Source organism: Burkholderia sp. IT-111MI5 (assembly GCF_949752865.1).
GTDB classification, from domain to species: Bacteria; Pseudomonadota; Gammaproteobacteria; order Burkholderiales; family Burkholderiaceae; genus Burkholderia; species Burkholderia pyrrocinia_C.
The window spans coordinates 1339732-1358814 of record NZ_CATKIF010000011.1; the positions used below are offsets into that span (position 1 = coordinate 1339732).

Here is a 19083-nt window from a genome sequence, read left to right on the forward strand (position 1 = left end):
CGCCTCCGGCCGCACCGCAACGTGCGAACCTTCTTCAGAACATCTGCCGCAGACCGATCGCCGCCCCGACGTTGTTGGTCCGGCCGATCTGGTCGACCTTGCCCGTGAGTCGGTTGGTGGCGCCCGGATAGTCGGCGGCGAACGCGCCGTTGCCGCGCGCGAAGTCCACCGTGCCGTAAACCTCGGTGTGCTTCGACAGCGCATATTCGGCCAGCACGGTCGCCGAGTAGTTGATCCCCGAGCCGAGCGTGCCGTCGAGCCGCGCCGCGTTGCGCGCGTGGCCGTAATAGCCGGCCACCGTGATCAGCAGCGGCGCGGTGGCCTGCCAGTTCGCGCCGACGTAGAACGTATCGTCGATGCGGTTCGGGCTGCCGCCGCTCAGCGCCGGCGCACCGGCCTGCTGCATGTTGAAGTCCGTCGTGCCCGTCTTGTCCTGGCCGTGCAGCCAGCCGGCCAGCAGCCGCACGGTCGGCGTGACCTGATACGCGCCGCTCACGTGCACGAAGCTCACCTTCGCGCCGTTGACCGAACTGCCGTTCACGGACGACACGGAAGTCTGCTGATAGCCCGCGTTGATCGACGCGGGCCCCTGTGCATAGGTCAGTTCCACACCGTACGTGCTGTCGAGCCCCATCGCGCCGGCATGGTTGCCGAAGCCGTAGATCGCGTCGACGCTCAGGCCGCTGTAGGAAAACTTGTACTTCACCGAGTTCGGCACCGTCAGGTAGTTGCCGATGCCGTTGTACGCCCAGCTGTCCTGCCAGTAGTCGCCGACGGTCATCGGGTCGAAGATGTCGCCCATCGTGTCGTACAGCGGCGCGTACTGGTTGCCGAACGTCAGCGAGCCGAAGCGGTTGCTCGACAGGCCGACGTACGCCTGGCGGCTGAACAGCGTATTCGCGACGTGCAGCTTGCCGTCGCCGAGCTCGAAGCCGTTCTCGAGGCGGAAGATCGCCGACAACCCGCCGCCGAGATCCTCGCTGCCGCGCAAGCCCCAGCGGCTGTGCGTTTCCGGGCCGACCGTCATCCCGATCAGGTCCTTGCCGTCCGGGCCGGCATTGGTCTGATACCGGATCGCCGTATCGACGAGGCCATACAACGTGACGGAACTCTGGGCAAATGCCGACGACGTTGCTGTTACGGCGAATACCGCGCCGATACCACCGGATACGACGATGCGTTTCATGAAAGGCCTCCCCTGAGCGATTGATTTTGTAAGCAGTCCGATAGCACTCGCATCCGGAGGCCGGTACTGCGATCGGGAGAATAATCGGTCATTTTCCCGGAACCTATTGCCGGTTCTGGATTGGACCTTTCCAATATCGTCAACAATGGCGGTCGCGGCCGCGCGGCTTCCATCGTGTTGCATCGACCGGTCGAGTCCGCACCGGATCGAGGCTGCAAGATGCGCTTCGTGATGCAGCTCGATTCCGGCCTGCCGCAAGCGGCCGGCGGCGAATGGCCATGGAGCGGCGGCGCGAACGACACGTTCCGGTGTGCGCCGTGCCGCGCCCGTGCACCCCTCCGGCAATGCACGTAGAGGGCGCCACCTTTACGACCTTTTTACTTGCGGCCGCGTGTGCGTTCACTAGAATGTGTTCGCAATCCACCACCGAGCACGCGACATGCGTATCCGAAGTCCTCGTCCCCCGAGTTGCTTTTCTGCCTGACAGGCAGGACGCCTGCGTCTCTCTTTCCCGAGCCACCGTCCTGCCGACAGGCGGACGGTGCGCGCCGTAGTCACACCCGTGCACGCTTGAATACGACGTCGATGCGGTAATCGCGCATCGTGTGCTCAAGCGCGTGCTCGCGGCAAATTCCCTGCAACGACGCGCCAACGATCCGCCGCCAAAGCGACGACCGATCGCTTGCCCGCGTCCCGCATGCCGATCCGGTCAAACAATTTTGCATACCTGAGTTCATTCACGGAAATTTCCGATACCGGAGCCCGAGCATGTTCGAGATCGACAAGCAGTACACCCGCGAATTCATCCACACCGCATGCGGCGGCAGCAAACAGGCATTCCTGCCGACGAAGAACGGCAAGGTCGTGGCCGCGTGCCTGCGCACGGACCTCAACCCGCACGCCCCCGACGTGATCCTCTGCGACGGCAGCGCGTCCGCGCGTGCGGCCGGCAGGACGCTCGCCGCGCAGCGCGATGCGATTCCGGTGTTCATCAAGATGGAAACGGATGCGTTCCGCTTCGTCGGCCGGTACGTCGTCAGCGAATCGCTCACCGCGCCGCTCGACTGCGCGCCTTACGTGCGCAACAGCGGCTTCACGTCCGGGCAGATCTCGCGCGTGCTGAAGCTCAGGCGCTGCTGACACGTTTGCACGGCGCATCGCGCGCCGCGTCTCGGTCGTCTTTCATACAGGAGCAATCATGCTTGGCTTGACGTTCTGGAAACACGTGATCGGCGCGCGGGCCGATGCCGTCCGCGAAGACAAGGCAACTGCGCACGACCGGCACCGCCGCCGGTCGAGAACGCTCGTGCTGACCAGCGCCGCGGTGGCGTTCGCGGCGATCGCGTTCGGCGCGCCGGTCGTCGGCATTTCGGTCTTTCTGCTGACGACGCTGCCGTTCGTGCTGTCGGGCACGTGAAGACGTCCGTATCGGGCGTGCGGTGCGAGCCGCGCCGCAATCGATACGAAATTTTAATACCGGGCCCCCGCGTATCTGACACCGTCTTTACGCGGATGTGTCTAGGATTTCCCTGTCATCACGACACGGAGAGATCCGCATGCAAACGCAGCAGGCCGCCGTCGGCGGCCAACCCGACCTTCCCCGCCGACGCGGCGGCTTGCCGCTCGCGGCCCGGCTGGCGGACGCCTGTCCGCCTGACAACATCCTGCTCGACGTGCCGGTCGAAAGCGCGATCCAGCTGTTCGACCTCGCCGCGCGATACGTCGCGCGCAGCAGCGGGGTTCCTGCGGAACGGATCCGAACCGAACTGACGAAGCGCGAACAGCTCGGTTCGACCGGCCTCGGCCAGGGCGTCGCGATTCCGCATGCGCGGGTCGACGGGCTCGGCTCGGCCGTCGCGCTGTTCGTTCGCGCGCTGTACCCGTTCGCGTTCAATGCGCCGGACCGCAAGCCCGTGCGCGAATTCATCGTGCTGGTCCTGCCGAAACAGGACGACCGCGCGCATCTCGAACTGCTCGCCGACGCGGCGCGGTGCTTCAGCGAACGCCCGTTCCGGCAGGCGTCGCGCGACGCGCTGACGCCCGGCGAGATTCATCGGCTCATGCAACGCACGCACTGACACCGCGTCGTGCGGCGACAGGCACTTTCCTCATTCTTTCGGATTCCCATGTTCCCAGACCCTGAAAGTCCCACTCTTACGTCACGGCGCGTGGCCGGCCTGGCTCGCTCGCTGCCGTTCATGCAGGCCTTGCACGGGCAGACGGTCGTTATCGTCGATAACGGCGTGGCGAGCGATACGCACGCTCGTCATGCGTTCGCTCAGGACGTCGCACTGCTCGCGCTCACCGGCATTCGTCCGGTGGTCGTCCAGGGCGGGCCGGCCGCGTCCGGCGCGCAGTCCGTCCAGGCCGCACGTGCCGCGATGGCCGACATCAACCACGAGCTGGTACGCCTGATCGGCAGTCACGGCGTCAAGGCGATCGGCATCGACGGTCACGACGGCGGCCTGCTGGTCGCCGGCGCCGAATCCGATCGCGCGAACACGAGCCCGGTCGCGCAATTCGACGGCGCCGCATTGAACGCGTTTCTCGGGAACGGGCTGGTGCCCGTGGTGATGCCCGTCGCGCCGGACGATGCAGGCCAGGATCGCCTGCTGCGCCCCGAACGGGTCGGCAGCCTCTTCGCGCAGCGCACCGGCGCCGTCACGCTGGTGATGATGGTCGAAAGCGCGCTGCTGCGCGAACTCGGCGAACTCGCGGGGCTGTACGGCATCACGGAACTCGAGCAATGGCTCGCCGAGCATCCGGCCGCCGATGCGGCGCCCTGCGTACGTGAGGCGCTCGATGCGCTCGCGCACGGCGTGCAGAACGTCCATCTCGCCGATATCGGGCAACCCGAATCGCTGATCGACGAATTGCTGACCGAGGAAGGGTCGGGCGTGGTGTTCTGCCGTCGCGGCAATACCGACCTGCTGTCGGAAACGCGCCGCTACTTCGCCGATTCGGCGTGCGTGCTGCGCGACGGCTTCAGCGTCGAGCAGAAGCAGGTCGTGCGGTTCTGATCGGGTAGCGGGAAATCGCTTGCGGCGACCCATGAGGGCCGCCGCAAGCGAACGACGTCAGCGATCAGCGCCGTGTCGCGAGACGCCGCACCACACGCACCAGCGCATCGACCTCGTCGCACGTGTTGTAGAACGCGAGCGACGGCCGCACCGTTGCCTCGAGCCCGAAACGCCGCAGGATCGGCTGCGCGCAGTGATGCCCCGAGCGCACCGCGATGCCCTCTTCATTCAACGCCTGTCCGACTTCCTCGGTCTCATAGCCCTTCAGCACGAACGACAGCACGCTCGCCTTGTCGCGCGCGGTGCCGACGAGCCGCACGCCCGGCACCGGCGCGAGCACGCTCGTCGCATACGCGAGCAGGTCGTGCTCGTAGCGAGCGATGTTCTCGATGCCGACACGGTTCACATAGTCGAGCGCCGCGCCGAGCCCGACCGCATCCGCGATGTTGCCGGTGCCGGCCTCGAAGCGGTTCGGCGGCGGCTGGAACACCGTACGCTCGAACGTCACGTCAGCAATCATGTTGCCGCCGCCCTGCCACGGCGGCATGTCGTCGAGGATCGCGCGCTTGCCGTACACGACGCCGATCCCGGTCGGCCCGTAGATCTTGTGCCCGGAGAACACGAAGAAATCCGCATCGAGCGCCTGCACGTCGACGCGCATGTGCGAGATCGACTGCGCGCCGTCGACGAGCGCCTTCGCGCCCGCGCGATGCGCGAGCTCGACGATCTCCTTCACCGGCACGACCGTGCCTAGCGCATTCGACACCTGCGTGACGGACACGATCTTCGTGCGGTCGTTGAGCAGCTTCCGGTATTCGTCGAGCAGCACCTGCCCCGAATCGTCGACCGGAATCACGCGCAGCTTCGCGCCCTTTTGCGCGGCAAGCTGCTGCCACGGCACGATGTTCGCGTGATGCTCGAGATGCGACACGACGATCTCGTCGCCTTCGCCGACGTTCTGCACGCCCCACGTCTTCGCGATCAGGTTGATCGCCTCGGTCGTGCCGCGCACGAACACGATCTCGTCGGGCGACGATGCGCCGATGAAGCGCTGCACCGTTTCCCGCGCATGCTCGTAAGCATCCGTCGCGCGACCGGCCAGCGCATGCGCGGCGCGGTGGATGTTCGAGTTCTCGTGCGCGTAGAAATACGCGAGGCGGTCGATTACGGCCTGCGGCTTGTGCGTCGTCGCCGCATTGTCGAACCAGATCAACTGCTTGCCGTTCACGCGCTCCTGCAGGATCGGGAAATCGCGGCGGATCGCGTTCACGTCGAACGGCGGGTGCGCGCCGCGATGCAGGTTGCCTTGCGGCTCGACCGCATGCGTATCGTCGATGAAGTAGCGCGGCACGTCCGCGCCCGATGCGCGCGGCACCGGCACGTCGCGCTGCACGGCGAGCAGATCGCGCAGCGCAGCGTCGCCCGGCAGCCCGAACGCTTCCGGCGACGCGAGGCCGTTCGACGGCACGACGATGTCCTGCGGCGTCGCCTGCCAGCCTTGCAGCGAGCCGTCGGTGAAGTAGTACGGCGACGCTGCCGGCGCTGCCTTCACCGCGCCCTCCGACGACGACGCATTCCCCTGCGGCACGCCGAGCGCCGCGCCGCCGATGCGCGGCTCGAGCGCGGGCGCGATCGACACGGCGTTGTCGGGCAGCCCGTTCTGCGCGGCCGCATGCGGCGCGAGCGCGGGCACGCGGTTGCCGAGCGACAGCACGTGCGTCGGCGCGGACGGCGCGAGGTTCGTGCCGGGCACCTTGCCCTGCGGCAACGCGAAACCCGGCACGCCGGTGCCGGTGCCGCCGGGCCCCGCGAGCGGCGAGCCGGCCGGCGCCGGGTTGCTCACCGACGCGAGGATCGGCGCGGCGGCCGGCAACGCCGACGGCACGCCGCCGACCGCGCCGCTGCCCGTCGACAGCCCGGGCGCGGCGGCCTGCCCGGGCGGCGTCGAGAAGAACTCGGACGCGAGCCGCGCGAGCGTCGCGGGGTCGGGCAAGCCCGCAGGCAGCGGTGCGTGCGGCAGCGCGTGCGCGTCGCCGCCGGCCAGGCCGGGATTAACGGTAGGTGTCGGGATAGTCATGGAACTTGGCGATTTCGACGTCATCGAGGACAGCCAGCGCGTCCGGCGAATGGACCGCGAGCGAGCAATACAGCGAGATCAGGTACGACGCGATCGCCTGGTTGTTGATCCCCATGAAGCGCACCGACAGGCCCGGCCCCTGCTCGCCCGCGACGCCCGGCTGATAGAGGCCGACGACGCCCTGCCGCTTGTCGCCGACGCGCAGCAGCAGGATCTTGGTCTTGCCGTCCGCGACCGGCACCTTGTCCGACGGGATCAGCGGAATGCCGCGCCACGTGAGGAACTGCGAGCCGAACAGGCTGACCGTCGGCGGCGGCACGCCGCGCCGCGTGCATTCGCGGCCGAACGCGGCGATCGCGAGCGGGTGCGTGAGGAAGAACGCGGGCTCCTTCCACACCTTGGTCAGCAGCTCGTCGAGATCGTCCGGCGTCGGCGCGCCCGTCAGCGGGAAGATCCGCTGTTCGTCGGTCACGTTTGCCAGCAGCCCGTAGTCGGGGTTGTTGATCAGCTGGCTTTCCTGCAGCTCCTTGATCGTCTCGATCGTCAGGCGCAGCTGTTCCTTGATCTGGTCGTGAGGACTGCTGTAAAGATCGGAGATCCGAGTATGCACGTCGAGCACCGTGCTCACCGCGTTCAGGAAGTATTCGCGCGGTTGCTCTTCGTAAGGCACGAAGGTCTGCGGCAGCACGCTTTCGTCCTCGAGCTGCGTGCATGCGGCACGCACGGCTTCCGGGTTCTTCACCTGGTTCAGGCGGTAGATGCCGGCCTCGACCGGCACCCACTGCAGCAGATGGGTCAGCCAGCGCGGCGTGATCGTGGAAAGCTGGGGGACGGTCTTGGTAGCGTTCGCTAGTTGGCGGGCGGCGTGATCGCTCAGCGCGGCCGTGCCGCTTGCAACGGTCGACATGTGTGGCTCCGGGTTCTTAAGATGGAAAACGGGATTGCTTATGACGCTGGGTGATTATCGGAAGCACGCACCTGCCGGCTCAACATGCTATAGCCGTCATGTCGTGCAACCGAAAGGGAAACGGGGCGGCCTCAGGTGATGTACGCGCCCGGCAGCAGCATCGAGATCGACACGTCGAACGCGCGCGCGATCTTGTCGGCCGTGACGATCGACGCGATCGCCTCGCCGCGCTCGATCTCGCCGACATACGAGCGGTTCAGCCCCGCATGCTCGGCGAGCTGCTCCTGCGACCACGTGCGCGCTTCGCGCAGCCTGCGCACGTTGGCGCCGAAGTGATGAATGAGGTCGCTCATCGCGCCTCCTAGGCGACACGCGCCGCCGCGCGCGGCGCGGCGTTCGCTTCGCTGCGCAGCACGGCCTGCGTGACGTTCGCGCCGGCCGGCACGTCCTGCGTGAGCCACACGTTGCCGCCGATCACCGCGCCGCGCCCGATCGTCACGCGGCCGAGGATCGTCGCACCCGCGTAGATCACCACGTCGTCCTCGACGATCGGATGGCGTGCAAGCCCTTTCTCCAGATGGCCGGCCGCATCGCGCGGAAAGCGCTTCGCGCCGAGCGTGACGGCCTGGTACACGCGTACGCGCTCGCCGATGATTGCCGTCTCGCCGATCACGACACCCGTGCCGTGGTCGATGAAGAAACCCGCGCCGATGCGCGCGCCCGGATGAATGTCGATGCCCGTTTCCGCATGCGCCTGCTCGGCGATGATCCGCGCGAGCAGCGGCAGGCCGAGCCCGTACAACTCATGCGCGAGCCGGTGGTGGATCATCGCGAGGATGCCCGGGTAGCACAGCAGCACTTCGTCGACGCTGCCGGCCGCCGGATCGCCGTGAAAGGCAGCGAGCACGTCGCTGTCGAGCAGCCGGCGAATCTCGGGCAGCCGCGCGGCGAACGCCTGCACGGCCGTCGAAGCGACTCCTTCGACGTTGTCGACCGGCCCGTCGGCGTTGCGCTGCCGCGCCGCGTAGCGCAATTCGAGCGTCACCTGCGCGAGCAGCGCGTTCAGCGCCGCGTCGAGCGCGTGGGCCACATGGAAGTTCTCGCTCTCCTGGCGCAGGTCGGGCGGCCCGAGCCGCATCGGGAACAGCACGCCCTTCAGCGCGCCGACGATCTGCGCGAGCGCCTCGCGCGCCGGCAGGTCGCGCCCGCCCGGTTCGAGCGAGCGACGCTGCTTCTCGCGCCATGCGCGGCGAACGGTCTGCAGCGATTGAACGATGTCGTCGATGTCGAATGCGGCCATGCTGACTTCTCCCCTTGTCGGCCGTGAATCAATCCTGCGCCCACGGCAGGCCGCGAAAGCGCCAGCCGTTGCGGCCGCCGCGATGCTGCCCTTCGTCGAGGTCGCCCTCGAACCCTTCGAGCACGTTGAATACCTGCGTGAAGCCGCCCTTCGTCGCGGCTTCGGCCGCCTGCGCGGAACGGTTGCCGCTGCGGCACAGGAGCAGCACCACCGCGTCCTTGCCGGTCTTCGCTTCCAGTTCGCGCACGAAACGCGGGTTGCGCGTCAGGCTCGTGCCGGTCGCCCACGGCACATGCAGCGACTCCGGCACGTGGCCGACGAATTTCCGTTCTTCGGCGGTGCGCACGTCCACCAGCAACGCGTCGCCGGCCGAGAACAGTGCCCATGCAGCTTGCGGTGCGACGCCGCCCGCGTAGGGCGTGCCGGCCGCCGCGGCCGCCGCACGGGCGTCTTCGAGCGCCTGCTGCGCAGCGGTTCGTTCTTCCAATGCAACCGTCATGACACTTCCTCGTTTTCGCAGATTCGTATGATCAAAAAACACCGGGAATGCGGCCGTTGCAGCTTGCGTGCTGTCTATAGCCGTCAGCGCCACTATGCGAGTGCGGCCGGGCAAGCAGAACCAATAAAAATTCATTTCCTAATCAGCGGCGCGCGAAATGCAATAGCAGACGCGCGCTATCGGCGCGGATTCGCTTGCGGTCGGGACATGCGGGACGATATGCGGAACGACGACCGTTCGATGTCACGCGTCGAAGGGCTTTGAAAGGAACGGCGGGAAGCGAGCAACGCGGCGTGCAGCGCGTTGTCATGGAATCCGAAATGGAGCGCATGCGGCGCCGCGCATGCGTGGATGATTCGAAGGGATGATTCGAAGGGATGCAACCGGCAGGCGACACGCATCGGCGTGATGCCGAACGGCATCGCCGATGCACTCGCTTGCCCGTCAGTCCATCACTGCACCGGATCGACCGGCGCGACCGGTACGCCGCGCGCTTCGATGTCGCGCCCCGCGAGCAAACACAGATCCTCGCGATGATGCGCGGCGACCACCTGCACGCCTACCGGCACGCCATCCACGAGCGCCGTCGTCACCGCCAGCCCCGGCAGCCCCATCGCGGGCAGCGCGCGCAGCGTGAGCTGCGCCTCCCACACACGCTCGAACCCGTCCGGTCCCTGCCGGTCGAGATCGTCGGGGAACGGCAGTTCCGACGACACGGGCAGCAGCACGACCGCATACGCGTCGAGAAACAGCCGCCACTGCCGTGTCAGCGTGGTGCGCCGGACCAGCGCGCGGCCGATCACGTCGGCCGGCAGGTCGCGCACCTTGCCGCGCACCGCGGCGATCACCGCGGCCGCACCCGGATCGCCGTCGTTCGCGGCCGCGTTCGACAAGGCATCGAAACCGTCGCCGAGCCAAAGCTGTTCCTGCAACAGCGCGGCCTCGCGCATCGGCGGCGTATTGTCGATCTCGTCGACGGTCCAGCCCGCATCGACGAGCCGGCGCGCGGCATCGCGCAACGCGGCCTCGACTTCGGGCACGACCTGCAAGCCGCCCGGGCGCACGCACAGCGCCGCACGCTTCGGCACTTCGCGCCCGTCGAACGGCACGTGTACGTGCCACGGATCGCGCGGGTCCGGCGCGGCAAACGCACGCAGCGCGAGCGCGAGATCGTCGATCGTGCGTGCGATCGGCCCCGCCGATGACATCAGTTGCGCGCCGATCGCACGTTCGGGCGACGACGCGTTGAACGCCGGCACGCGCCCGAGCGACGGCCGGATTCCGTGCACGCCGCACGCATAGGCCGGGTAACGGACCGAACCACCGATGTCGGTGCCGAGTGCGAGCGGGCCGATCCCGGCGGCAACGGCCGCTGCCGCGCCGCCGCTCGACCCGCCCGGCGTCAGCGACGGATTGCGCGGATTGCGCGTGTGGCCGTGTACGAGATTCGACGTGAACCAGCGCAACGCGAACGTCGGCGAATTGGTGCGGCCGAGCAGGATTGCGCCGGCCTTCCTGATGTTGCCGACCACCGGGCTGTCGGCGCGCGCGATCAGGTTCTCCTGCAGGCGCGTGCCGTTGGTCGTCGCGAAATCCGCCTGGTCGATGTTGATCTTCACGGTCACGGGCACGCCTGCGAGCGGGCCCGGATCGTCGCCGCGTGCGATCGCTCGGTCGACTTCGTCGGCCTGCCGCCGCACGTCGTCGGGCCGGTGTTCGATCACCGCGTTGATCGCCGGATTCACCGCGTCGAGACGATCGAGCACGGCGTCCGCCACTTCGCGCGCGGACACTTCTCGTTGCCGCACAAGTTTCGCGAGTGCGGTTGCCGACAGTTGCCAGAGATGCGTCATCACTTCTCCTTGTGGAAGGACATCACAATCACTCGCCGCGCCACGCTTCAGCGATAACGTGGCGCCTCATCCGCTTACTGTGCGTCGTGCTTTGCACGTTCCGCGGCCGCGATGATCGCGTCGGCCACGGCCTTCGGCTGGCTCAGCATCGCGACATGGCTGCCGTTCACGCGCGTGACCGTCGCGCCGATCCGCTTCGCCATCGCTTCCTGCAGCTTCGGATCGATCATCCGGTCCTGCGTCGCGACGACAAATGTCGACGGCTTTGCATGCCACGCGGCCTGCGCGACTTTCTCCGAAATGCAACCGCCATACCACGGCCCCTGCGTCGCCGCAACGATGCGCTGCTGCGCGGGCGGCAGGTCCGGTGCGAAATCCTGCGCGATCGCCTTGTCCGACAGCCGCGCGAAGCCGCCTGCGTCCTTGCGCAGTTCACCGGCCCATGCCGGTGCCGGCAGCCCTTGCGTGACGTCGGCAATCGACTGGCCGTTGTCGGGCGCGAATGCCGCGACGTAGACGAGCGACTTCACCTTGTCGTCGTTACCCGCATCGCTGATCACGACGCCGGCCCACGAATGACCGACCAGCACGACCGGCCCCTTCTGCTCGTCGATCGTGCGCTTCGTCGCGGCCGCATCGTCGGCGAGCGAGCTCAGCGGATTCTGCACCGACACCACGTGCAGCCCGCGCGCCTCGAGCAGCGGAATCACGCGGTTCCAGCTCGACCCGTCGGCAAACGCACCGTGCACGAGCACGACATTCGTGCCCTTCAGGTCGTCCTTCGGCGCGGCCTGCGCCGCGACCGCACCGAACAGTCCGCCGATCACCGCGGCGGATACCAGAACCCGTTTCATCGAACCGGCCATCGTCATGCTCCTTTCTCTGTTGTGTTGCGACATGAAGTGAAGTGCTGCAGTGACGGCCGCGCCTGCATGCGGCAGGCGCGGCAACGGATCACGAATGTGCGTACAGGTCGTCGGTAGCGTTCCGCGCGGCGCGCGCCGGTGCCGCGTCGCGATGGCTGGCGGGCGTCGACGCATCGGCCACGTTGTCGTCCTGCGACTTCGACGGGCCGTTCTGGTCGGAACGCGCGACCTGCAGCGCGGCGGCGACATCTTCCGGGTAATGCGGATCGCTGCGGGCCGGGTTGTAGCCGGCCTGTTCCAGCCGGATGAGTTCGGCGCGCACGTCGGCACGCGTCAGGCCGTGGCCGGTATCGGCGAACGACAATGCGGGGATGGCGGCGAGGACGGCAACAGCGAGGATTCGGGCGGCTTTCATGAGTGTTCTCCTTGACGGAAGTTGGGGTGTCGATCACTTGGCATCCGATGCAAACGTCTGGCATCGAACGCTTCCTGCATGTCGACAGTAGAACCCGCCCACGTATCCGGCATGTTTCCGAAACCGGTGCTTTCTGCATGCCATTTTTTCCGGAACGGCCGCAGATACAGTGCGATACAAACCCGTCTGCCGAAGTGGTCCCCGACACACACGCACCACACACGCACCACGAGAAAAGGCGTGCCTCGCGGCACGCCTTTTCGTCAAACCCGTCGCTTCGTGTCACGTCACGGCGCAAGCCGCGTGAACACGTAGTCATGATTCTTCACAAGCGCCTGGTGACACGCGAAGCACGTCTGATGCTGACCGATATCGGCCGGCACGCCGTTGATGAAGCGCCCGAAGCCCCAGCCGCCCGTCGACGCATAACGACGCGAGTCCTTCACCATCACCTGCACCGTCGTCGCCTTGCCCGGCACCGTCGCCGACGCGAACTCGTCGGACTGCTTGCGCTTGTATGCGAGCTTCACGAGGATCGTGCCGTCCGGAAACGGCAGCGTCGCCTGTTCGAGCGCACGGATCGCGACGGGGTTGCCGAGCACCACGCGCAGCTCGTCGAGCGGCGCGGCCTCTTCGGCCGGCGCGACCATTCCCCACTTCCGGTAGCCGGGCGGGATCGTCACGCCGTAGATCGGCGACGCGGCCGGTTTCGGCTGTTCCGCGAACGCGGCCGGACCGCTGGCCGACAGCGAGCCGGCCAGCAACGCGCCCGCGACGAGCACGCGGCCCATACCGCGACGCCGGATGCCACTGCGTGCCCGCATCACAGATGCTCCACTTGCAGGATCGCGTCGGCAAAAGCCTGCGGCGCTTCCTGCGGCAGGTTGTGGCCGATGCCGCCGTTGATCGTCCGGTGCTGGTACTTGCCTGTGAATTTCTTCGCGTACGCGGCCGGGTCCGGATGCGGCGCGCCGTTCGCGTCGCCTTCCATCGTGATCGTCGGCACGGTGATTGCCGGCCCGGCGGCGAGACGCCGCTCGATGTCGTCGTATTGCGCTTCGCCCTTCGCGAGCCCGAGGCGCCAGCGATAGTTGTGGATCACGACGGCCACGTGATCGGGGTTCTGGAACGATGCGGCCGTGCGCGCATAGGTTTCGTCGGAGAACTGCCACTTCGGGGACGCGAGCTGCCAGATCAGCTTGTTGAACGCATCGCGGTTCGCCGCGTAGCCGAGCGCGCCGCGCTCGGTCGTGAAATAGAACTGATACCACCACTGCAGTTCCGCCTGCGGCGGCAACGGCTTGCGGTTCGCCTCCTGGCTGCCGATCAGGTAGCCGCTCACCGACACCAACGCCTTCACGCGCTGCGGCCACAGCGCCGCGATGACGTCGGCCGTGCGCGCGCCCCAGTCGTAACCGCCGAACACCGCGCGGTCGATCTTCAGCGCATCCATCAACGCGACGATGTCGACGGCCGTCACCGCCTGCTGGCCGTTGCGCACCGTGTCGGCCGAGCGGAACGTCGTCGACCCGTAACCGCGCAGGTACGGCACGATCACGCGATAGCCGGCCGCGACCAGCAGCGGCGCGACTTCGGTATAGCTGTAGATGTCGTACGGCCAGCCGTGCAGCAGGAACACGACGGGGCCCTTCTTCGGCCCGAGGTCCGCATACCCGACGTTGAGCACGCCCGCGTCGATCTGGTGGATCGTGCCCAGCGACGCAACGCTGGCCGCGCGCTTCGCAGTCGATGCATCGGGCGCCGACTGCGCGCGCGCCAGGTTGCCGAACCCGAGGTCGGCGAGGCTCAGGCCCGCAAGCGCCGTACCCAGGATCAGGCGGCGGCGGGTGTTCACGGTATCAGGCATGACTCGTTCTCCATTGTCGATCGCTAAGGAAGGGGCCCGCGGCACGTGCGGGCACTCCGGTATCGCCGTTCGCAGCAGCAGCGCATGACACCGCGCGGCCGTGTGAATCGCTTCACCGGTTTTATATCCGAACCATCCGGAGGCTTTGTATCCCAACGTATCTGTGTGCGAACACGACACACAGCGATTCAAAAATCGCTCGAGAAACGACGCTTTCGGCGGGCCGCGCGGCACACGCGGCCCCCGCGCGCCGATCGGTCAGAACAGCTTGGCGATCGCGGGCACGCTGAGCACCGCGACGTAGTACCCCATGAACTGCACGCCCGTGTTGAACGCGAACAGGCGCGACAGCATCCCGCCGAACAGGCCGATCGTCACGATCACGGCGAGCCCCAGCAACTGCCCTTCCCATACGCCGATCACGACGATCAACCCCGCGAAGGTCGCGATGATCGCTTCGTGGCTCAGCTTTCTCGCGACGAACGATGCCGCGCGGTGCGCGTGGTGCATCGCGAGCGGATACGCGATCAGCGCGGCCAGCAGGATCGACAGCAGCCCGTAGCCGAGGAACTCGGGCCAGCTCATCAGCGTATGGAGGTTGTGGATCTGCCCGCTCGCCGCGTCGACCGTGAAGCGCGGCGGCGCATTGAACAACGGCGCGGCCGGGCCGGCCGCGACCGGGCTCAGCGGCAAACCGAATGCGATCAGCGGGATCAGCGCCTCGGCGATGTAGGTCGCCTCGGTCACGCCGTTACGCGCGGCGATCACGGTCGTCAGGCGCTGGTACGCATGACGCACGCGCGCGCCGACGATCTCGCCCATCAGCACCGTCATCGCGACCGGGCTGAACACGAACGTCGCGCTCGACACCGCGGCCGTCCCGACCGTCCACGCGACCTGCTCGCGGTCGAGCACCTTCAGCGGATTCGGGAAATAGCCGCGCCAGCTTTTCACGTCGGGCGCGAGCACGAACGTCGACGGCCCGTCGCGCCGCATGCGCCGCCGCTCGGCCGGCGACAGGATCGAGAACAGGTCGGCAACCAGCGGCCCGATCGCGATCCCGAGGAAGTAGCTGACGCTCAGCTTCACGCCGTAATGGCCCGTCAGCGCCTGCAGCCCGACCACCAGCATCACGAACGGCACCAGCAGCAGCACCGACGCCCAGCGCCCGGCGGAGAAATACGCGATGCCGACGGCCGCCGCGAGGAACACCCACGGCGCGGCCTTCGCGATCGCCGCGCCGAACGGCGCGAGCAGCGACGCGAACAGCACGGCGAGCGGCAGCGCGACGAACGCGGCGACGATCGCGCCGGAGATCATCTTGCGCAGCGCGATGTGCGGCACGCCGAGCGCGCGCAGCAGCGTTGCCTGCTGCAGCAGCGGCGCGGCCATCGTGTCGCCGGGAATGCCGAGCAGCGCGGTCGGGATCGAATGCGTGATGTGCTTGGCCACCGCGCCCGCGAGGAAGAACGTGAACACGCCGGCGGGCGGCACGCCGAGCAGCGCGACGAGCAGCGTGAGCGGCGCGATCGTCGTCGTTTCGTCGGTACCGGAAATCAGCCCGATGCCGGAGAACACGATCGCGCCGAGCAGCCCCATCGCGAACGCGGCCGGCAATGCATGCAGCAGCGCATCCATCAGCGACCTCCCGCGCGTGCGCGATCGGGCGACGCATCGTATGACGCAAACAGGTCGAGCAGGCCGAGCTCCTCCATCTCGGCGCGTGCGCTGGCCGACAGGTCGCTCGCCGACCCGAGCCCGCCCGATGCTTCGGCAAGCTGCCGGAGCGCTTCGTCGCGTTCGGCGCCGCCCGCCGCATGTTCGATCACCGTGCGCTTCGGCTTGCACAGCACCGCGCAGATCGCGCCCGCCAGCAGGCAGCCGCCGAGGCCGATCAACATCGCGTATGCCCGCGCGATCGCCGCGTCGTGCACGAACGACGCGAGCACGAGCCGGCCGATCTCGAACGCGCCGAGGCTGATCGAGATGCCGAGCAGGACCGACCACGCGAGGTGCTTCGTGGCTACGGTGTCGCCCCACACCTCGACGAGCGTCGCGGCCGACGCATCGGCGCCCGCGAACGGCCGCACGCGATGCGGCGCGGGTGCGACGGCGCTTGAACCGGTCTGTTCCATGTGTCTCCTCCTTGATTGATATGTCGCCGGCCGCGCCGGCGCGGCACGCCACGCACGCCACATACGGCGCGCGTACCGCGCTTCAGCCGCATCAGCCGCCGCTGCCGCCCGCCAGCAGCTCGACCGCGAAATCCGCGCGCACGTCTTTCGCCGCGACCATCTGCTGCGCGACCCGGTCGATCTCCGCACCGGTCGCGCCGGCCGCAACGGCGATGTTCCGTGCATGCAGCGCCATGTGGCCGCGCTGGATGCCTTCGGTCGCGAGCGCGCGCAGCGCACCGAGATTCTGCGCAAGCCCGACCGCGACCGTAATTTCGCCGAGTTCCTGCGCGGAGGTCACGTTCATGATCTTCAGCGCGAGACGCGCGAGCGGATGCGTCTTCGTCGCGCCGCCGACGAGCCCCACCGGCATCGGCGTCTCGATCGTGCCGACGAGGTCGCCGTTGGCGGCCTTCTCCCACGTCGTCAGCGACGTATAGCGGCCGCTGCGGCTCGCGTACGCGTGCGCGCCGGCTTCGACCGCGCGCCAGTCGTTGCCGGTCGCGACCACGACCGGATCGATGCCGTTCATGATGCCCTTGTTGTGCGTCGCCGCGCGGTACGGGTCGGTCGCCGCGAACACGTACGCATCGATCACGCGATCGATCACCGCCTCGCCCGGATAGTCGTCGGTCGCGAGCGTGTCGGCCGCGTACCGTACCTCCGCGCGTGCCAGCCGCAGATCCGCGAGGTTGGACAGTATCCGCAACCGTACCTGGCCGCCGGTAATCGCCTCGATGCGCGTCGCGACGGTTTCGGCCATCGTGTTGACCGTATTCGCGCCCATTGCGTCGCGTACATCGACGATCAGGTGAGCGACCACCATCGCGCCGCGCGGCGTATCGGGGAACACGTGGACCTCGATGTCGCGGCAGCCGCCGCCGAGGCCGACGAGCACCTTGTCGCGGCTGTTCGCGAGTTCGATCAGCTCGGCCGCGTGCCGCAGGATCGCGAGCCGCGCGCCGTACGGGTCGCCGACGCCGATCACCTGTACCTGTGCGCGCATCAGCGGCCCGCTGCTCGACGTGCGGAAGCCGCCGGCCGCGCGGGAAAGCTTCGCCATATACGATGCGGCCGCAACGATCGACGGCTCCTCGACGGCCATCGGCACGATCACGTCGCGGCCGTTGATCCGGAAGTAGCCGGCCACCGCCATCGGCAGCTCGAACGTGCCGATCACGTTCTCGATCATCCCGTTCGCCGTATCGAGCGGCAGTGCGCCGGGCTTCGCGAGCAGCGCGTGCTCGACATCGTCGAGCCCGACGGTACGGGACAGGTGGGACAGGCGTTGCTCGGGCGTGAGCGAGCGGAAGTTCGGCAAGGCGGAATCGATGGGCATGATGTCGTTCTGTTTGGGGGTGGCGCTGTGTCTCCGTCCGCGCTTGCGGCAGGCAGCGGATAGCCGAATAATAGTCACGCTGTACCCATTGAAAAGGTACAGACGAAGCAGACAGCCACCTATCCGTACCCATGACAGTGGGCCGGCCCGACGGAACATTGCGATGAAACAGCGTGCGAAAGCCAGCCTGTCTGGCGCGATGGCGGACAATCTCGCCAGACAGATCGAGGAAGGCGTGTTGCCGGCCGGCGCGAAGCTGCCTTCGATCAGGGAATACGCCGAGGCGTCCGGCTGTTCGAAGAACACCGTGATCAGCGCGTTCGAGATGCTCGCGGCCGACGGCCTGATCGAGCCGCGCCGCGGCTCGGGCTTCTTCGTCACGCGGCGCGCGGCGGCCACGCCCGAGGTCGACGAGCCGAGTTCGCTCAACCGCGCGATGGACATCGTGTGGCTGATGCGCGAGCAATTGCACGTGAAGCCCGATGTGCTCAATCTCGGCGAAGGGTTTCCGCCGATCGAGTGGCTCGAGGAAACCCGGCTGAACCAGTACCAGCAGCGCATCATGCGCACGAGTGCCGCATCGCTGTTCCGCTACGGCAGCCGCTTCGGCTACCTGCCGCTGCGCCAGTCGCTGCAGCAGAAGCTCGCCGGCTACGAAATCGAGGCACCGCCCGCGCAGATCGTGCTCACGCACGGCGCGAACCAGGCGATGGACCTCGTGCTGCGCTACTTCGTGCGCCCCGGCGACACCGTGCTCGTCGACGATCCCGGCTACTACCCGCTGTTCGGCAAGCTGAAGCTGAGCGGCGCGAACATCGTCGGCGTGCCGCGCGAGATCGACGGCCCCGACGTCGCGAAGCTGGCCGAACACATCGCCGCGTACCGGCCGAAGCTGTTCTTCACGCAGTCGGTCGGCCACAACCCGACCGCGACCGATACGAGCGCGGCCAAGGCGCACCGCATCCTGCAGCTCGCCGACGCGCACGACCTGATCGTCGTCGAGGACGACGCGCTGGCCGACTTGCGGCCGCGCTCGCTCACGCGCATCGCGACGCTCGACCAGCTGCGCCGGACCATCTATATCGGCAGCTTTTCGAAATCGGTGTCGGCCGCGCTGCGCGTCGGCTTCCTCGCGTGCAACGCGGTGCTCGCGAGCGATCTCGCCGACGTGAAGATGCTGACCCACGTCAGCAGCTCCGAATACTGCGAACGCACGCTCGACGCGATCGTCAGCGACGGCCACTTTCTCAGGCATACGAATCATCTTCAGGAGAAGCTGCGGCGTGCGACCGGCACTGCGCTCGCTGCGCTCGATCGTCTCGGCGCGCAAGTCTACCGGCCGTGCGAGCAGAGCCTGTATCTGTGGGCCGCGCTGCCCGGCTGGCCCGATTCGATGCAGCTCGCGCAGGCGATGCTGGAGCGCGGCGTGATCCTCGCACCGGGCGCCGTGTTCTCGCCGCAAGCCGATCGTCCGTCTGCGTATTGCCGGTTCAACGTCGCGTATCTGGCGGACAAGCGGTTTGCGCAGGCGTTGCAGGCGATTGCGTAGAAACGAAGCGACCGCGGGCCGAAGTGCAACC

General features: G+C 67.6%; 19 protein-coding genes. 5 read left to right on the forward strand and 14 right to left on the reverse strand.

Features of this window, described 5'->3' with window-relative positions; genetic code table 11:
- Positions 1-34 precede the first annotated feature (34 nt).
- Positions 35-1186: a porin gene (locus tag ACM6JT_RS14310; RefSeq protein ID WP_414856703.1), complete on the reverse strand. Its 1152-nt coding sequence runs from the start codon at positions 1184-1186 to the stop codon at positions 35-37.
- Positions 1187-1954: 768 nt separating this feature from the next.
- Between ACM6JT_RS14310 and ACM6JT_RS14315 the strand changes: the two genes are divergently transcribed.
- The 4 genes from ACM6JT_RS14315 (at position 1955) to ACM6JT_RS14330 (ending at position 4206) form a co-directional block, all read left to right on the forward strand.
- The gene (locus ACM6JT_RS14315) at positions 1955-2326 is read left to right on the forward strand and encodes a DUF6697 family protein (RefSeq protein WP_034182023.1); all 372 of its coding nucleotides are present in this window, start codon (positions 1955-1957) and stop codon (positions 2324-2326) included.
- A 58-nt stretch (positions 2327-2384) separates the two neighbouring features.
- On the forward strand, positions 2385-2603 hold the full coding sequence (locus ACM6JT_RS14320) for a hypothetical protein (protein WP_235212515.1): 219 nt from the start codon (positions 2385-2387) through the stop codon (positions 2601-2603).
- A 139-nt stretch (positions 2604-2742) separates the two neighbouring features.
- Positions 2743-3264: a PTS sugar transporter subunit IIA gene (locus ACM6JT_RS14325; protein ID WP_414856704.1), complete on the forward strand. Its 522-nt coding sequence runs from the start codon at positions 2743-2745 to the stop codon at positions 3262-3264.
- A 48-nt stretch (positions 3265-3312) separates the two neighbouring features.
- A complete protein-coding gene (locus tag ACM6JT_RS14330; RefSeq protein ID WP_131947794.1) occupies positions 3313-4206 on the forward strand; it encodes an acetylglutamate kinase in 894 nt (297 codons plus the stop codon).
- A gap of 64 nt (positions 4207-4270) precedes the next feature.
- Here ACM6JT_RS14330 and ACM6JT_RS14335 read toward each other — a convergent pair whose 3' ends face one another.
- From ACM6JT_RS14335 to ACM6JT_RS14395, 13 genes are all read right to left on the reverse strand, one after another.
- Positions 4271-6283, reverse strand: a complete 2013-nt coding sequence (locus ACM6JT_RS14335; RefSeq protein WP_414856705.1) for a family 2A encapsulin nanocompartment cargo protein cysteine desulfurase — start codon at positions 6281-6283, stop codon at positions 4271-4273.
- Positions 6258-7190, reverse strand: a complete 933-nt coding sequence (locus tag ACM6JT_RS14340; protein WP_006479760.1) for a family 2A encapsulin nanocompartment shell protein — start codon at positions 7188-7190, stop codon at positions 6258-6260. The genes ACM6JT_RS14335 and ACM6JT_RS14340 overlap by 26 nt, the downstream gene beginning before the upstream one ends.
- A gap of 131 nt (positions 7191-7321) precedes the next feature.
- Positions 7322-7543, reverse strand: a complete 222-nt coding sequence (locus tag ACM6JT_RS14345) for a helix-turn-helix domain-containing protein (protein ID WP_105389749.1) — start codon at positions 7541-7543, stop codon at positions 7322-7324.
- Positions 7544-7551: 8 nt separating this feature from the next.
- A complete protein-coding gene (gene epsC, locus ACM6JT_RS14350; RefSeq protein ID WP_105389750.1) occupies positions 7552-8490 on the reverse strand; it encodes a serine O-acetyltransferase EpsC in 939 nt (312 codons plus the stop codon).
- A gap of 28 nt (positions 8491-8518) precedes the next feature.
- Complete coding sequence (locus tag ACM6JT_RS14355; RefSeq protein WP_034182017.1) at positions 8519-8989, reverse strand: rhodanese-like domain-containing protein; 471 nt, start codon at positions 8987-8989, stop codon at positions 8519-8521.
- 452 nt (positions 8990-9441) lie between these two features.
- A complete protein-coding gene (locus ACM6JT_RS14360) occupies positions 9442-10842 on the reverse strand; it encodes an amidase family protein (RefSeq protein WP_407971657.1) in 1401 nt (466 codons plus the stop codon).
- 74 nt (positions 10843-10916) lie between these two features.
- On the reverse strand, positions 10917-11708 hold the full coding sequence (locus tag ACM6JT_RS14365) for an alpha/beta fold hydrolase (protein ID WP_105389752.1): 792 nt from the start codon (positions 11706-11708) through the stop codon (positions 10917-10919).
- Between the two features lie 88 nt (positions 11709-11796).
- Entirely contained in the window at positions 11797-12123 is a 327-nt protein-coding gene (locus ACM6JT_RS14370) for a DUF4148 domain-containing protein (RefSeq protein WP_414856706.1), read from the reverse strand.
- Between the two features lie 287 nt (positions 12124-12410).
- Positions 12411-12947, reverse strand: coding sequence for a cytochrome P460 family protein (locus ACM6JT_RS14375; RefSeq protein WP_414856707.1), 537 nt, complete (start codon positions 12945-12947; stop codon positions 12411-12413).
- Positions 12947-13990 carry an alpha/beta fold hydrolase gene (locus ACM6JT_RS14380; protein WP_414856708.1) on the reverse strand — a complete coding sequence of 348 codons (1044 nt, stop codon included), beginning with the start codon at positions 13988-13990 and terminating at the stop codon, positions 12947-12949. Before ACM6JT_RS14380 ends, ACM6JT_RS14375 begins: the two co-directional genes overlap by 1 nt.
- A 258-nt stretch (positions 13991-14248) precedes the next feature.
- Entirely contained in the window at positions 14249-15628 is a 1380-nt protein-coding gene (locus ACM6JT_RS14385; protein ID WP_105389756.1) for a tripartite tricarboxylate transporter permease, read from the reverse strand.
- Positions 15628-16125 carry a hypothetical protein gene (locus tag ACM6JT_RS14390; RefSeq protein WP_414856709.1) on the reverse strand — a complete coding sequence of 166 codons (498 nt, stop codon included), beginning with the start codon at positions 16123-16125 and terminating at the stop codon, positions 15628-15630. Before ACM6JT_RS14390 ends, ACM6JT_RS14385 begins: the two co-directional genes overlap by 1 nt.
- A 91-nt stretch (positions 16126-16216) precedes the next feature.
- Entirely contained in the window at positions 16217-17503 is a 1287-nt protein-coding gene (locus ACM6JT_RS14395) for a hydroxymethylglutaryl-CoA reductase, degradative (RefSeq protein ID WP_414856710.1), read from the reverse strand.
- A gap of 163 nt (positions 17504-17666) precedes the next feature.
- Between ACM6JT_RS14395 and ACM6JT_RS14400 the strand changes: the two genes are divergently transcribed.
- The gene (locus tag ACM6JT_RS14400; RefSeq protein ID WP_414856711.1) at positions 17667-19052 is read left to right on the forward strand and encodes a PLP-dependent aminotransferase family protein; all 1386 of its coding nucleotides are present in this window, start codon (positions 17667-17669) and stop codon (positions 19050-19052) included.
- Positions 19053-19083 lie beyond the last annotated feature (31 nt).